The sequence below is a fragment of the Pseudomonas sp. OE 28.3 genome (assembly GCF_014268205.2).
In the GTDB taxonomy this organism is placed as follows: domain Bacteria; phylum Pseudomonadota; class Gammaproteobacteria; order Pseudomonadales; family Pseudomonadaceae; genus Aquipseudomonas; species Aquipseudomonas edaphica.
Genome location: NZ_CP077082.1, coordinates 773,779 through 787,537, shown reverse-complemented (window position 1 = coordinate 787,537; position 13,759 = coordinate 773,779). Strand labels below are relative to the sequence as shown.

General features: G+C 61.2%; 13 protein-coding genes and 1 riboswitch. Of the genes, 5 read left to right on the top strand and 8 right to left on the bottom strand.

Annotated features, from left to right (window positions below; genetic code table 11):
• Positions 1-41: 41 nt before the first annotated feature.
• The 4 genes from HU759_RS03395 to HU759_RS03380 form a co-directional block, all read right to left on the bottom strand.
• Positions 42-650: a YqiA/YcfP family alpha/beta fold hydrolase gene (locus tag HU759_RS03395; protein WP_099548086.1), complete on the bottom strand. Its 609-nt coding sequence runs from the start codon at positions 648-650 to the stop codon at positions 42-44.
• Between the two features lie 179 nt (positions 651-829).
• Positions 830-1,645: a 3',5'-cyclic-AMP phosphodiesterase gene (gene cpdA / locus HU759_RS03390; RefSeq protein WP_186617913.1), complete on the bottom strand. Its 816-nt coding sequence runs from the start codon at positions 1,643-1,645 to the stop codon at positions 830-832.
• An 86-nt stretch (positions 1,646-1,731) separates the two neighbouring features.
• Positions 1,732-2,181 (bottom strand): DUF1249 domain-containing protein, encoded by a 450-nt coding sequence (locus tag HU759_RS03385; protein ID WP_186617915.1) that lies wholly within the window; start codon positions 2,179-2,181, stop codon positions 1,732-1,734.
• Positions 2,172-2,789: an NUDIX domain-containing protein gene (locus HU759_RS03380; protein ID WP_017138486.1), complete on the bottom strand. Its 618-nt coding sequence runs from the start codon at positions 2,787-2,789 to the stop codon at positions 2,172-2,174. The genes HU759_RS03385 and HU759_RS03380 overlap by 10 nt, the downstream gene beginning before the upstream one ends.
• 194 nt (positions 2,790-2,983) lie before the next feature.
• Here HU759_RS03380 and HU759_RS03375 point away from each other — a divergent pair, with 194 nt between their 5' ends.
• A complete protein-coding gene (locus HU759_RS03375) occupies positions 2,984-3,730 on the top strand; it encodes an RsiV family protein (protein WP_186617917.1) in 747 nt (248 codons plus the stop codon).
• On the opposite strand, the gene cytX is transcribed toward HU759_RS03375, so the two are convergent.
• Together cytX and thiC are read right to left on the bottom strand one after the other, a co-directional pair.
• Complete coding sequence (gene cytX / locus HU759_RS03370; protein WP_186617919.1) at positions 3,699-4,988, bottom strand: putative hydroxymethylpyrimidine transporter CytX; 1,290 nt, start codon at positions 4,986-4,988, stop codon at positions 3,699-3,701. The genes HU759_RS03375 and cytX overlap by 32 nt on opposite strands.
• Positions 4,989-5,124: 136 nt before the next feature.
• Positions 5,125-7,029 carry a phosphomethylpyrimidine synthase ThiC gene (thiC, locus tag HU759_RS03365; RefSeq protein WP_138453474.1) on the bottom strand — a complete coding sequence of 635 codons (1,905 nt, stop codon included), beginning with the start codon at positions 7,027-7,029 and terminating at the stop codon, positions 5,125-5,127.
• 147 nt (positions 7,030-7,176) lie between these two features.
• A riboswitch (TPP riboswitch) is annotated at positions 7,177-7,282 on the bottom strand.
• Positions 7,283-7,478: 196 nt separating this feature from the next.
• Between thiC and HU759_RS03360 the strand changes: the two genes are divergently transcribed.
• Complete coding sequence (locus HU759_RS03360) at positions 7,479-8,918, top strand: TolC family outer membrane protein (protein WP_026013800.1); 1,440 nt, start codon at positions 7,479-7,481, stop codon at positions 8,916-8,918.
• Positions 8,919-9,054: 136 nt separating this feature from the next.
• On the opposite strand, the gene waaA is transcribed toward HU759_RS03360, so the two are convergent.
• Both waaA and HU759_RS03350 read right to left on the bottom strand, forming a co-directional pair.
• A complete protein-coding gene (gene waaA, locus HU759_RS03355; RefSeq protein ID WP_186617921.1) occupies positions 9,055-10,332 on the bottom strand; it encodes a lipid IV(A) 3-deoxy-D-manno-octulosonic acid transferase in 1,278 nt (425 codons plus the stop codon).
• A gap of 23 nt (positions 10,333-10,355) precedes the next feature.
• Entirely contained in the window at positions 10,356-11,246 is an 891-nt protein-coding gene (locus HU759_RS03350) for a LysR family transcriptional regulator (RefSeq protein WP_186617923.1), read from the bottom strand.
• Positions 11,247-11,349: 103 nt separating this feature from the next.
• Between HU759_RS03350 and HU759_RS03345 the strand changes: the two genes are divergently transcribed.
• From HU759_RS03345 to HU759_RS03335, 3 genes are read left to right on the top strand one after another with little or no spacing between them, the layout of a single operon-like run.
• The gene (locus HU759_RS03345; RefSeq protein WP_017138493.1) at positions 11,350-11,685 is read left to right on the top strand and encodes a multidrug efflux SMR transporter; all 336 of its coding nucleotides are present in this window, start codon (positions 11,350-11,352) and stop codon (positions 11,683-11,685) included.
• Between the two features lie 55 nt (positions 11,686-11,740).
• Entirely contained in the window at positions 11,741-12,916 is a 1,176-nt protein-coding gene (locus tag HU759_RS03340; protein ID WP_138450524.1) for an FAD-dependent oxidoreductase, read from the top strand.
• Positions 12,913-13,725 carry an aldo/keto reductase gene (locus tag HU759_RS03335; protein WP_138450526.1) on the top strand — a complete coding sequence of 271 codons (813 nt, stop codon included), beginning with the start codon at positions 12,913-12,915 and terminating at the stop codon, positions 13,723-13,725. Before HU759_RS03340 ends, HU759_RS03335 begins: the two co-directional genes overlap by 4 nt.
• Positions 13,726-13,759: the final 34 nt, after the last annotated feature.

The window sequence follows — 13,759 nt, the reverse complement described above, 5'->3', positions numbered from 1 at the left end:
GTCTCGTCGTGAGTCGTTCGATTAAAAAGTGCCCCTGGACTTTACAGTGCTGCAAAGTCGAAGGATTGATACTGATCTGCGCCAATGCCGGCAAAACTCAACATGGCCGGCAATTGCTGGGCGAACCCCTGGTAACCATGGTCGCCACCGGCCTGGATGCGCAAGGCACAGGCCCGGTAATACTGCTGGGCGAGGCGATAATCCAGGGTTTCATCCCCGGTCTGCAACCACACTTGATAACGCGCGGCATCCTGGGGCGCCGGCACTTCCAGTTCGGCCAGGGCCGTGACGTGGTCGTGGGTCAGCTCCCAGGTTTCATCGGTGTAGAGGTTCTTCTGGGTGCCCAGGTAACCGTCAAACATCCGATGCGGGCTGACCGCCGGGTTCACCAGCAGCGCCTTGAGGCCATGGCGTTCGGCAAGATGGGTTGCATAGTAGCCGCCGAGTGAGCTTCCCACCAGCAGCGGCCGCCCCAGTTCCGCAATGGCCTCTTCCAATTGAGGAATCGCCTGACGCGGGTGGTGATGCAGGGCCGGCACACGCAATTGGTCGCTCAAACCGAGGCTGTCCATCACGGTGCTCAACTGGGTGGCCTTGTTGGACGCAGGCGCGCTGTTGAAACCGTGGATATATAGAATCGACGCGGACATGCCGGGCTCTCCGTGCATCAGCCAAAGAGGCGCAGTTTACAGGGAATACAGGCAGAAGCGGATCGAATGTGGGAGCTGGCTTGCCTGCGATGGCGGCGGATCAGTTAGCTATTGATTAACTGGCACACCGCTATCGCAGGCAAGCCAGCTCCCACATGTTGATAAGTGTTTGCAACGTATTAGTAGCCGTTGCTGCCGTAATCGACGGTAAATTCGAATCCTTTTACCCGCTCCACGCCCGTCTCCAACCGTCCGTCGGCATGCAATCGCAGCCAGCGATACCCCGGCGCCTGCTCGCTGACCTTGAAGTCCTCGCTGCCCGGCGCGAACTGGATACAGGTGGACGGCGACGCCAGCAGGCGCAGGTCGTTGCGCTCGCGGTCGATTTCCTGGTGCACATGGCCCCACAGCACCGCCTTCACCTGTGGGAAACGGTCGAGTACGGCAAACAGGGCTTCAGGGTTGCGCAGGCCGATGGGCTCCATCCACGCACAACCGATGGACACCGGATGATGGTGAAAACACACCAGATGATGACGGTTTGGCGCCTCACTCAGGGCTTGGGCGAGCAATTGCAATTGCGAATCCTGCAAATAACCGGGGACCGAGCCCGGAACCGCCGAATCCAGCAGGGTGACGCGCCAATTGCCGATATCGACCACCGGCTCGAGCAAATCGCTGTGCACCGCCGCGTGGGCCATGATCTGCGGCTCGTCGTGGTTGCCAGGAATCCAGCGCGCCGGCGCGTCGATCTGCCGAGTCAGGTCGCGAAATAGCTGGTAAGACTCAAGCGTGCCGTCCTGGGACAAGTCTCCCGTGGCCAGCACCAAATCGATCTGCGGCTGTTGCTCGCGCACCAAACCAATCACCCGCTGCAGGCTGTCGCGGGTGTTCATGCCCAGCAGCGAACCGTCGGCCTCGGCAAACAGGTGGCTGTCGGACAACTGCACCAGCAGCACCGACGCATCAGGGTTCACAGCGGATACGCTCGGCAAGGCGCTCTCCCAAGGCAATCACAGGAATGGATAGGTAGCGCGATTATGCTGGGGCAGGACACAAAGAGGAAAGACGCAGTTCACATCTAGCGCACGACTTCGAATTCATGGCCCAGGGCCAGGCAGTGACTCAACCATTCGCCGAGGAACACATTGAGTTGTGCTTTCTCATCGGGCTGGTGCATGAACACATTCGGATAAGGATAGATGCTGCGAAAGCGTCGCGCGTGTTCTGCGCTGATGACTTCGGCCATGCGCGCATCGTGATACACCTGAACCTCCAGCTGCGGCACCGACAGCCAGGGCAGGCTGTGCTCCTGGCGCACCCGCAGGGTGGTGGTGTACGGGCAGTTGACGATGACCTCAAGGGTCAGCACGCCCAGCATCTGGTCGCCATGGGTCACGGCAATACGCCGCGCCTCGGGGGCGTGACGCATGTCGGGGAGCAGGCGCATCAGCCGCGCATAATTGGCCTCGCAGGCGGCTTGCAGCCCGATCAGGTCAACCCGGTATCGTTCCCGTGCCTTTACTGCCATAACCCCCTCACTTCCGCGCGATTAAGCGCAAGCCATTGCAGGGCGATAATGCTGGCTGCGTTGGAAATTTTGCCGTCACGCACCGCTTGCAGGGCATCTTCAAAGGCCCAGGGGGTGACGCGGATATCTTCTGCTTCTTCTTCCAGTCCATGGACGCCACCTGCACCTGAGCTGTCGCAACGACCGAGGTACAAGTGCACGAATTCGGTACTGCCACCGGGCGACGGGAAATATTTGGTGATCGGCCACAGCGCAGAGAACGTAAGGCCAGCTTCCTCCTCGGCTTCGCGGTGTGCAACCTCCTCCGGTTGTTCGTCCTTATCAATCAGCCCCGCGACCATTTCCACCAGCCACGGGTTGCCGGTACGGCCCATGGCGCCGATACGGAACTGCTCGATCAACACCACTTCATCGCGCTGCGGGTCGTAGGGCAGCACGCACACCGCGTCATGACGCACAAAGACTTCACGATTGATCACCCGGCTCATGCCGCCATCGAACTTCTCGTGGCGCAGTTGCACGCGATCAAGCTGGTAAAAGCCCTTATAGGCATTGTCGCGCTGAACGATCTCGATGGTGTTCGGCGTCGATTTGGCAATGTCCGTCATATCCTTCCTCGTTACGCAGGTGCAATTCGCGCCATCCTAACGCGCCCATGGCCCTTGATGCAGCCCCTTTCCGGTTGCCGGGATAGACGGCGGACGTCACACTCACTCTAATCAGCTTAGTGGCGAACTGACGGCTTTGTTCGCAGTCGAAGCGCTACTCTTTTTCGCTTTCCATCGATTTCCGAAGGACGCACATGTCGCTTTTAAAAATCGCCTCCGTGGCCTGTATTGCCTTGACTCTGGGCGCTTGCCAGAGCCTGTTCCAGCCCAGCTACCTCAAGCCCCTGGACACCAAGCCGGACACTTCCGAACAAATCAAACCCGGCTGCAACAGCCCGGAATGCCCACTGGTGAACATCGACACCGTGCACTTCCCCAGCGAGCCGCAGTTGGACAGCATTGTTGAGCAACGCCTGCTGCAAATGACCCGCACCACGCCCGGCGCCAGCGTGCCGCCGACCCTGAATGCCTACCGCGACAAGTTCCTGCGTGAGTCGCCCAACCGCAACAGCATGTACTTGCAAGCCAAGGTACGTGAGCAGCATGACGGACTGGTGATCGTTGAAGTGTCCAGTTATCTGGATACCGGCACCGCCCACGGCGAGCCCGGCCGCGGTTTCATCAACTATTCACGCCTGCTGCACAAAGAACTGAGCCTGGCCGACATGTTGCTGCCGGGCCAGGAACAGGCGTTCTGGAACACCGCGAAAGTCGCCCACAACAGCTGGCTGATCAATTCGCAGATGGACCGCGACCCGGAGTTCGTGAAGAGCTGGCCGTTCCAGAAAACCCCGAACGTGGCCCTGACCAGCGCCGGTGTGGTGCTCAAGTACAACGTGAGCACCATCGCCCCTTACGCATTGGGGCTGATCGAAATGACCATCCCCTACGCGCGCCTCACCGGCGTGCTCAAGCCTGAGCTGATGCCTGCGCGCCACTGACCGCACGCCCAAGGATCAGCTGTAACAGCCCTGCCAGCACCAGTGCCGGCAGGGTTGCACCGATATTCGGATACAGGTTGGCCAGCACGTGATAGGTGGCGATGCCACCCAGCCAGGCCACCAGCGCCGGCCAATGCAGGTTGGCAACCGTGCCCTGGCCACGCCGGCGCAGGATAAAGTGATCCACCAGCACCACGCCAAACAGCGGCGCAAACACCGAGCCGATCAGCAGCAGGAAGTTCTGATACTGCGCCAGCGGCGCCAGGCAGGCGATCAAGGTGCAGATCACACCGATGGCCAAGGCCAGGTGCTCGACCTTCAAGCGCAACAGAATCCCGCTGGACACTGCCGCCGAGTGAATATCGGCAAAGGCGTTTTCCGACTCGTCCAACAGGATCAGCAGCAACGGAATGCCCAAGCCAGCACCGGCCAGCGCCAGCAACAGCGCATTCACTTCACCACTGGGCGCAAATGCCAGGGTATAGGCCACGCCCAGGCTCATCAGCCAGAAGTTACCGATAAAGAAGCCCAACGCCGTACCGCCGAACACGCTTTTGGCGCGCTGGCCGAAGCGTGAGTAGTCGGCGATCAGTGGCAACCACGACAGCGGCATGGCGATGGCAATATCAAAGCCCACCGCAAACGGCATCGAGCCGTCACCGGACTTGGCCCACAACGCCGTGAGGTCAGCCTTGGCGAACAGGTTCCAGGTCAGCCACAGGCAGGCGGCGAGCAGCAGCCAGATGCCCCATTTACGCAGGATCTGGCGCACGAATGTCAGCGGCCCGCTGACCGCCAGCAACGTCGCCAAGCCACCGAAAAACAGGGTCCACAGCAATGGGCTGGCGAGCAGGCTGCCCTCGCTGAACGCGCGAGTGCCCAGCAAGCTGGCGGCGTCGCGCATCACGATGATCTCGAACGAGCCCCAGCCGACCAGTTGTAAAAGGTTCAGCAGTGCCGGCAGGCTCGCGCCCTTGGCGCCGAGGCTGAGCTTGAGCGCGGCCATGGCGGACAGGCCGGTGTCGCTGCCGATCACACCGACGGCGGCCAGCAGCAACACACCGACCAGCGTGCCGAGAAAAATCGCCAGCAACGAGCCGGACAAGCCCAGGCCCGGCGCGAGCAAGGCGCCGGTTTGCAGGACCATCAGGCCGATGCCAAGGGAGAACCACAGGGAGAACAGGTCGCGGGCGCCGAACACGCGTTTGTCAGCCGGCACCGCGATTTCAGGAGAGTAAGTACTCGGTTGAATGCTCAAGGGTGTTATCTCTGAGGGACATGATCGTTCCCACGCTCTGCGTGGGAATGCCGCTAAGGACGCTCTGCGTCCGCCTTTGTGACGCAGAGCGTCACGGGATGCATTCCCACGCTGAGCGTGGGAACGATCGTGGATGTCAGACCTTCTTGTACAGCTGACTGCCTTCCTGCTTGAACCGTTCCGCCTGCTCGGCCAAGCCCTTGGCCACGTCCACGTCCACCGCTTCAATGCGCTGGTTGGCGGCGTACTCGCGTACTTCCTGGGTAATTTTCATCGAGCAGAATTTCGGCCCGCACATCGAACAGAAGTGCGCGACCTTGGCCGAGTCCTTCGGCAAGGTTTCATCGTGATACGAACGCGCGGTGTCAGGGTCCAGGCCGAGGTTGAACTGGTCTTCCCAGCGGAACTCGAAGCGCGCCTTGCTCAAGGCGTTGTCACGAATCTGCGCGCCCGGATGCCCCTTGGCCAAGTCCGCAGCGTGCGCGGCGATCTTGTAGGTGATGATCCCGGTCTTCACGTCATCCTTGTTCGGCAAACCCAAGTGTTCCTTGGGCGTGACATAGCAGAGCATGGCGCAACCGAACCAGCCGATCATCGCCGCACCGATACCCGAGGTGATGTGGTCGTAGCCCGGTGCGATGTCGGTGGTCAGCGGGCCGAGGGTGTAGAACGGCGCCTCGTCGCAGCATTCGAGCTGCTTGTCCATGTTCTCCTTGATCAACTGCATCGGCACGTGGCCCGGGCCTTCGATCATGGTTTGCACGTCGTGCTTCCAGGCGATTTTGGTCAGCTCGCCGAGGGTTTCCAGTTCGCCGAATTGCGCAGCATCGTTGGCGTCGGCAATCGAGCCTGGGCGCAAGCCGTCGCCAAGGGAGAAGCTGACGTCATAGGCCTTCATGATTTCGCAGATTTCGTCGAAATGCGTGTAGGTAAAGTTCTCTTTGTGGTGCGCCAGGCACCACTTGGCCATGATCGAACCGCCACGGGACACGATGCCGGTCACGCGTTTGGCAGTCAGCGGCACATAGCGCAGCAGCACGCCTGCGTGGATGGTGAAGTAGTCGACGCCCTGCTCGGCCTGTTCGATCAGGGTGTCGCGGAACAGCTCCCACGTCAGGTCTTCAGCGGCGCCGCCGACTTTTTCCAAGGCTTGATAGATCGGAACGGTGCCAATCGGCACCGGCGAGTTGCGGATGATCCACTCGCGGGTTTCGTGGATGTGCTTGCCAGTGGACAGGTCCATCACCGTGTCCGAACCCCAGCGAATGCCCCAGGTCAATTTCGCCACTTCTTCTTCAATGGACGAACCCAACGCACTGTTGCCGATATTGCCGTTGATCTTCACCAGGAAGTTACGGCCGATGATCATTGGCTCCAGTTCGGTGTGGTTGATGTTGGCCGGGATAATCGCGCGGCCACGGGCGATTTCTTCGCGCACAAACTCAGGCGTGATGATTTTCGGCACGCTGGCGCCGAAGCTGTGACCGGCGTGCTGCTGGTCGAGCAGGCCACTGGCACGGGCTTCTTCAAGCTTCATGTTTTCGCGGATGGCGACGTATTCCATCTCGGCGGTAATGATGCCTTTGCGCGCGTAGTGCATCTGCGTGACGTTGGCACCTGCCTTGGCGCGGCGCGGGTTCTTCACGTGGGCAAAGCGCAGTGCGGTGAGCTCAGCATCGCTGAGGCGCTGTTGGCCAAAGTGCGAACTCAGGCCGGACAGGCGCTCGGTGTCGCCACGCACTTCGATCCACGGCGAACGCACATCACCCAGGCCTTTGCGCACGTCAATGATGACGTTGGGGTCGGTGTACGGGCCGGAGGTGTCGTACACCACCACCGGTGCGTTGATTTCACCGCCGAAATCGGTGGGCGTCACGTCCAGGCTGATTTCACGCATAGGCACACGAATGTCCGGGCGAGTGCCTTGCACGTAGATTTTTTGCGAGCGGGTAAACGGCTGCACGGAGCCGGAGTCGACTTTGGCCGATTCACTCAGGTGCACGGTATTTTTTAATTTTTGGCTTTTTAATTCAGTGCTCATCACGGGCTCTCCAACTTATCCAGGCGGTGGATTTTTGTCGGAGCGAACCTGTGACGGATGGACGCACTGAAACCAGTGCTGTGCAAGGCACGAGGGCTGTTCGATTGTCGAACAACATCCCGGACGAAGCACAAGAGGACTCGCCGGGTGACGAGAAATCTTGTTCCCTACGCAGGCGTTAACCTGATCAGGTTCAACGGGATCCGGTATTTACCGATCTCAGCCTTCCAACAAGGCACCCCGACAAGAACGCGGCCAGTCTAGACCATGGTGTGGGCAAATTGCCAATAGCGGTGTATTCAGCGTGATGAATGGCGTGATTGCGGGATTGTTGCGCGGGGTCAGCGCCACTACACTCGGGCGTCGTCACAATGCTTGACGCCAGGAATGGCCAGCCTTAGCCTTGGGCGCTTAATTACAGTCGTAATATTCACACTAGGGATCGCCTCATGCTGCGCAAACTCTCACTGGCTCTTGCCGTGTCTTGTGCGACCAATGGAATGGTCTGGGCAGCTGAAGCGCCCTTGTCCGCCAAAACCGACTTGGTCAGCGTCTACCAGGAAGCGGTGAACAACAACGCCGACCTGGCCGCCGCCCGCGCTCAATATGGCGCGCAAAAAGAAGTGGTGCCCCAGGCTCGCGCCGGTTTGCTGCCGAACCTGTCGGCCGGCGCCGACAGCAATAACGTGCGCACCCAGATCGACCAACCGGCAGCCACCGTCAACCGTGACGCGCACTCCTGGCGTGCAACCTTGAGCCAGCCGCTGTTCCGCGCTGATCGCTGGTTCCAGCTGCAAGCCGCCGAAGCCGTCAACGAACAAGCTTCGCTGCAACTCTCGGCGACTGAACAGAACCTGATCCTGCAAAGCGCCGAAAGCTACTTCGCCGTGCTGCGCGCCCAGGACAACCTGGCGTCGACCAAGGCCGAAGAAAACGCCTTCAAGCGCCAGCTCGACCAGTCCAACGAACGCTTTGATGTAGGCCTGTCGGACAAGACCGACGTGCTGCAATCCCAGGCCAGCTACGACACCGCCCGCGCCAACCGCATCGTCGCCCAACGCCAGGTGGACGACGCCTTTGAGGCGCTGATCACGCTGACCAACCGCCAATACAACGCGATCCAGGGCATTGTGCACACGCTGCCGGTGCTGCCACCGGCGCCGAATGACGCCAAATCCTGGGTCGAAACCGCCGGCCGCCAAAACCTGAACTTGCTGGCCAGCAACTACGCCGTGACCGCTGCCGAAGAAACCCTGCGCCAGCGCAAGGCCGGCCACCTGCCAACCCTCGACGCCGTGGCGCAATACGAAAAAGGCGACAACGACGCGCTGGGTTTCAGCAACCCGAACCAATTGCCCGTGCCGTACGGTGGTGATGTGTCTCAGCGCACCATCGGCCTGCGCCTGAATATCCCGATCTACAGCGGCGGTTTGACCAGCTCGCAAGTGCGCGAATCCTATTCACGCCTCGACCAGACGGAACAGCAACGCGAAGGCCTGCGCCGCCAGGTGGTGGAAAACACCCGTAATCTGCACCGCGCGGTGAACACCGATGTGGAACAGGTGCAGGCGCGCCGCCAGTCGATCATCTCCAACCAGAGCGCGGTGGAAGCCACGGAAATCGGCTATCAAGTGGGTACGCGCAATATCGTCGATGTGCTGGATTCACAACGCCAGCTGTACTCGTCGGTGCGCAACTACAACAACAGCCGCTACGACTACATCCTCGACAACCTGCGCTTGAAGCAGGCGGCGGGCACGCTCAGCCCTGGGGATTTGCAGGACCTGACGCGTTACCTCAAGGCTGACTACAACCCGGACAAGGATTTCCTGCCGCCGGATCTGGCCAAGGCCGCCGCCGAGCAGCTCAAAGCCCGCCCGGGCTACTAAACACACCACAAACCAATGTGGGAGCTGGCTTGTGTGGGAGCTGGCTTGCCTGCGATGCAGGCAACTCGGTACATCAGACATGCCCAGTTGATGCTATCGCAGGCAAGCCAGCTCCCACATTTTGGTCCGCGTTGGTTCAGTGATTGAGCAGTTTGTCCAAACCATCCAGTAAGCGTTTCAGCGCACCCTGGTTGGCCTGCATCACCTTCAATCCCGCCTCTGCCATCTTGCGCGCATCCTGCGGCAGTTCGAACAACTGCCGCACGGCTTCTGCCAAGCCTTGCGCATCATCCACCTCACGCAACGCCCCGGCCTCACGCATCATCGCGCTGATTTCGAGGAAGTTGAACAGGTGTGGCCCCATGATCACAGGCTTGGCCAGCGCAGCCGGTTCCAGCGGGTTGTGGCCGCCGGTAGGCACCAGGCTACCGCCGACGAAGGCGCTGTCGGCCAGGGCGTAAAGGAATAGCAGCTCGCCCATGGTGTCACCGAGCAGCACGGAGGTCTGCGCCGTCACCGGTTCAGTGCTGGAGCGGCGCACCGTGGCAAAGCCTTGTTGCTCGCACAACTCGAACATCGGCCCGAAGCGCTCCTGATGACGCGGCACCAGAATCAGCAGCGCGTTGGGGTAACTTTCGAGCAGTTGGCGATGGGCGGCCAGCACCACTTCATCCTCGCCTTCGTGGGTGCTGGCGGCGATCCACACCGGGCGCTCGGTGGCGCCCCATTGCTCGCGCAAGGCGGCGGCACGCACCGGCAGTTGCGGATCGATGGTCAGGTCGAACTTGATCGAGCCGGTGACTTCAACGGTTTGTGGTCGTGCGCCCAGGCTCAAAAAACGCTGGGCTTCGGTTTTTGTCTGCACCGCAAACAGGCTCATCTCGGCCAGCATCGGCGCGGTCAGCTTGGCAAAGCGTGCATAACCTTTGGCCGAGCGTGCCGACAGCCGCGCATTGGCCAGCGCTACCGGAATACCACGCTGAGCGCAGGCGTGGATGTGGTTGGGCCACAGCTCGGTTTCCATGATCACGGCGAGCCTGGGCTGCACACGATCAAGAAAGCGCTTGGCGGCGCAAGGCAAGTCATAGGGCAAGTAGCAGTGCTGAATGCGCGGTTCATTGGCGAACAGCGCCTGGATACGCTCCGAACCGGTGGGCGTCATGCAAGTGATGGTGATCGGCAGCGTCGGGTGGCGCTCCATCAACCCGCGAATCATCGGCGCGGCCGCGATACTTTCGCCCACCGACACCGCATGCACCCAGATCCCGCCCGGCTGCATCACCGGCAGGCCATAGGAAAACCGCTCGCCGATACGTTTTGCATACGCCGGCGCCTTGCGCGCGCGCAGCCACAGACGTAAAGCCACCAACGGCAGCGCCAGGTAAAACAGACAGCTGTAGAGAGTTCTATTCATGGCGGCGGAGTTTATCGGCTTTTTCAGTCGATCGCCTGCAAGCACTCGGCAAATCGCTCGGTCAGGAAGCGTGCGGCCGGGCCCAGGTGCTCGTCGCGGCGCCAGACCAGCTCCACCACCAGCGCCGGCGGCGTCCATTCGCTGTCCAGCTCGACCATCTGCCGTTGATAGGCCGGGTACTGCACGATGTGCCGAGGCAGCCAAGCCCAGCCCAGGCCACTCATCAACCATTCGGCCAATACGTAGAAGCTGTCGGCACGCCACACCAGGGGGCTCGCGGCTTCACTGCCGGGGTACACGCTGGTCTGGGTCGACATCAGCAGTTGCCGGAACTGCGCCAGGCGCTGGCAAGTCACGTATTTGTCCTGGGCCAGCGGATGATTCACGCCGCACACCGTGACCATTTCCACGCTGCCCACCACCCGCCGCTCAAGCGCTTCGGGGATCTGGTCGTGATAGAACAGCAAACCCAGGTCGGCCTTGCGCTCCACCAGCTTGCGCGCCACATCGCCTTGCGCGGCGCTGGACAGTTGTACTTCCAGCAGCGGGTATTGCCGGGCCAACGCTTCAAGGCTGTCGAGCACCGGCTGAAATAACATGGCTTCGTCCTGGGCCAGGCGCAGGCAGGCTTCTTCACCACGGGTCAGCGACAACGCCCGACCATTGAGCCGTTCACATTGGCGCAGCACCTCACGCGCTTCTTCCAGCAACACACTGCCGGCTTCAGTCAGGCGGGGCTGACGGCCGCTGCTGCGCTCGAACAGGCTAAGCCCAAGGTCCGCTTCCAGCAGGGCAATTGCGTTACTCACCGCCGATTGCGCCTTGCGCTGCCCACGCGCCACCGCCGAAAACGAGCGCTGCTCGGCGACGCTGACAAACAGGCGCATCTGTTCCAGGTTCCATTGCACACTCATGTCTCAACCCATCTTTAAATCGGATAGGTAATGACTTTATCTCATCTCGCGAAGGGTTAAAATGCGGACCTAATCAAGCACGTATCACACCGAGGATTCCCCCATGAATGTTGCCTACGTTTACCTGGCCATTGCCATTTGCTCGGAAGTGATCGCGACCGTTTCCATGAAAGCCGTCAAGGGCTTGAGCACGCCGATTCCGCTGTTGCTGATGATTGTGGGGTATGGCGTGGCCTTCTGGATGCTCACGCTGGTGGTGCGCACGGTGCCGGTGGGTATCGCCTATGCGGTCTGGGCCGGACTGGGCATTGTAATGGTCAGTATCGCCGCGCTGTTTATCTACGGGCAGAAGCTGGATGTACCGGCAATGCTGGGCATGGGCCTGATTGTGCTGGGTGTGGTGGTGATTCAGCTGTTCTCGAAAACCGCCGGGCACTGACCGCCACGTAACAGCCTGTATACTGCGCCTCTTGTCTTGAACACTGAGGTCGCCGATGCCATCCGTTATTTCCACCGACGTTCTGATTGTCGGCGCCGGGGTTGCCGGCCTCTGGCTTAACGCACGCCTGCGCCGCCAGGGGTTTTCCACGGTAGTGGTGGAAAGCGCCACCTTGGGCGGCGGGCAAAGCGTGAAGTCCCAAGGAATCATTCACGGCGGCGCGAAATACGCCCTGCATGGCGCGCTCACCGGCGCGTCCGAAGCCATTGCCGACATGCCGCGCCGCTGGCGCGAAGCCCTGGCGGGTAACGGCGAGCTGGACCTGACCGGCGTGCGCTTGCTCTCCGAAGCCCATTACCTGTGGTCGCCCGGCACGATCGCCGGCAACCTCACCAGCTTCTTTGCCAGTAAAGCCGTGCGTGGCCGCGTCGATCAGGTCAAGGGCGACGAATTGCCGCCAGCCCTGCAGGACCGTCGCTTCAAGGGCAAAGTCTATCGCCTGGCCGAACTGGTCATCGATGTGCCCAGCCTGATCGAACGCCTGGCGCAATTGGCCGGCGACGGCTTGCTCGCCGGACAACACATCGAACCGCTGCTTGAAGGCGATACCTTGGTGGGCCTGAAGGTCGATGGCCGCGAGATCCGCGCCCAGCGCATCGTGCTGAGTGCCGGTGGCGGCACCGCTGAGTTACTGACGGCCCTGGGCCTCAGCCAGCCCGCCATGCAAACCCGCCCATTGCATATGATCATCGCCAAAGGCCCGGGCCTGAAGCCGCTGTATGCGCACTGCCTGGGCGGCGGCACCAAGCCGCGCCTTACCATCACCACTCACCCGGCTGCCGACGGCAACTGGGTGTGGTACATGGGCGGCGATATCGCCGAGGCGGATGGCGTGGCCCGCACACCACAAGAACAGATCGCCACTGCGCAAAAAGAGCTGGCGCAGTTACTGCCGTGGATCGACATGAGCCAGACCCAATGGGCCACCCTGCGTGTCGAGCGTGCCGAGCCGCTGCAATCGGGCCTGAGCCGCCCCGACAATGCCTTCCTCGCCGAACAAGGCCGCTTGCTGGTGGGCTGGCCGACCAAACTGGCGCTGGCGCCGGACTTCGCCGATCGTGTACTCAACGCCCTGGAACGCGACGGCATTCGTCCAAGCGCCAGCGACGCGCTGCCCGAGCTGCCAAAACCGACCCTCGGCCAACCTGCCTGGGAGCAACTGTTGCCATGAGCCTGCCAACCCTGCACGACCTGCATCGACCACTGGGCAGCACCGGCCTGCTGGTCTCGCCGCTGGGCCTGGGCACCGTCAAGCTGGGCCGTGATCAAGGGGTGAAATACCCCAACGGCTTCCAGATTCCCAATGACGACGAAGCACGGATGTTATTGCGCCAGGCCCAGCAATTGGGCATCAACCTGATCGACACCGCGCCGGCTTACGGGCGCAGTGAGGAGCGCCTGGGGCCACTGCTACGCGGCCAGCGCAACGACTGGGTGATTGTCAGCAAGGTCGGCGAAGAGTTTGCCGACGGCGTGTCCCATCACGATTTCAGTGCCGCGCATACGCGCATGTCCATTGAGCGCAGCTTGAAACGACTTGAAACGGATTTCATCGATCTGGTGCTGGTGCATTCTGACGGCAATGACCTGCATATCCTCAATGATTGCGAGGTGTACGAGACCCTGGCGCAGCTGAAAAAAGAGGGCAAGATCCGTGGTTTCGGCTTCTCCGGCAAAACCGTCGAAGGTGGCGTGAAGGCTCTGGAACAAGGTGATTGCGCGATGGTCACCTACAATCTGAATGAACAGGCCGAGAAAGCCGTGATCGATTACGCCGCCGCCCACGGCAAAGGCATCCTGGTGAAAAAAGCTCTGGCCAGCGGCCACGTGTGCCTTGAGCCAGGAATGGATCCAATTCATGCCAGTTTCATGCTGTTGTTTGCGCAAACGGGCGTCGCCAGTGCTATTGTCGGGACCATTAATCCGCTGCACCTGGCCCACAACGTGGCGACCGCTGCCCAGGTCATTCGTCAACTCTGATGCCGCCCACGCGGCCGACCCCGTCGCAAGAAGG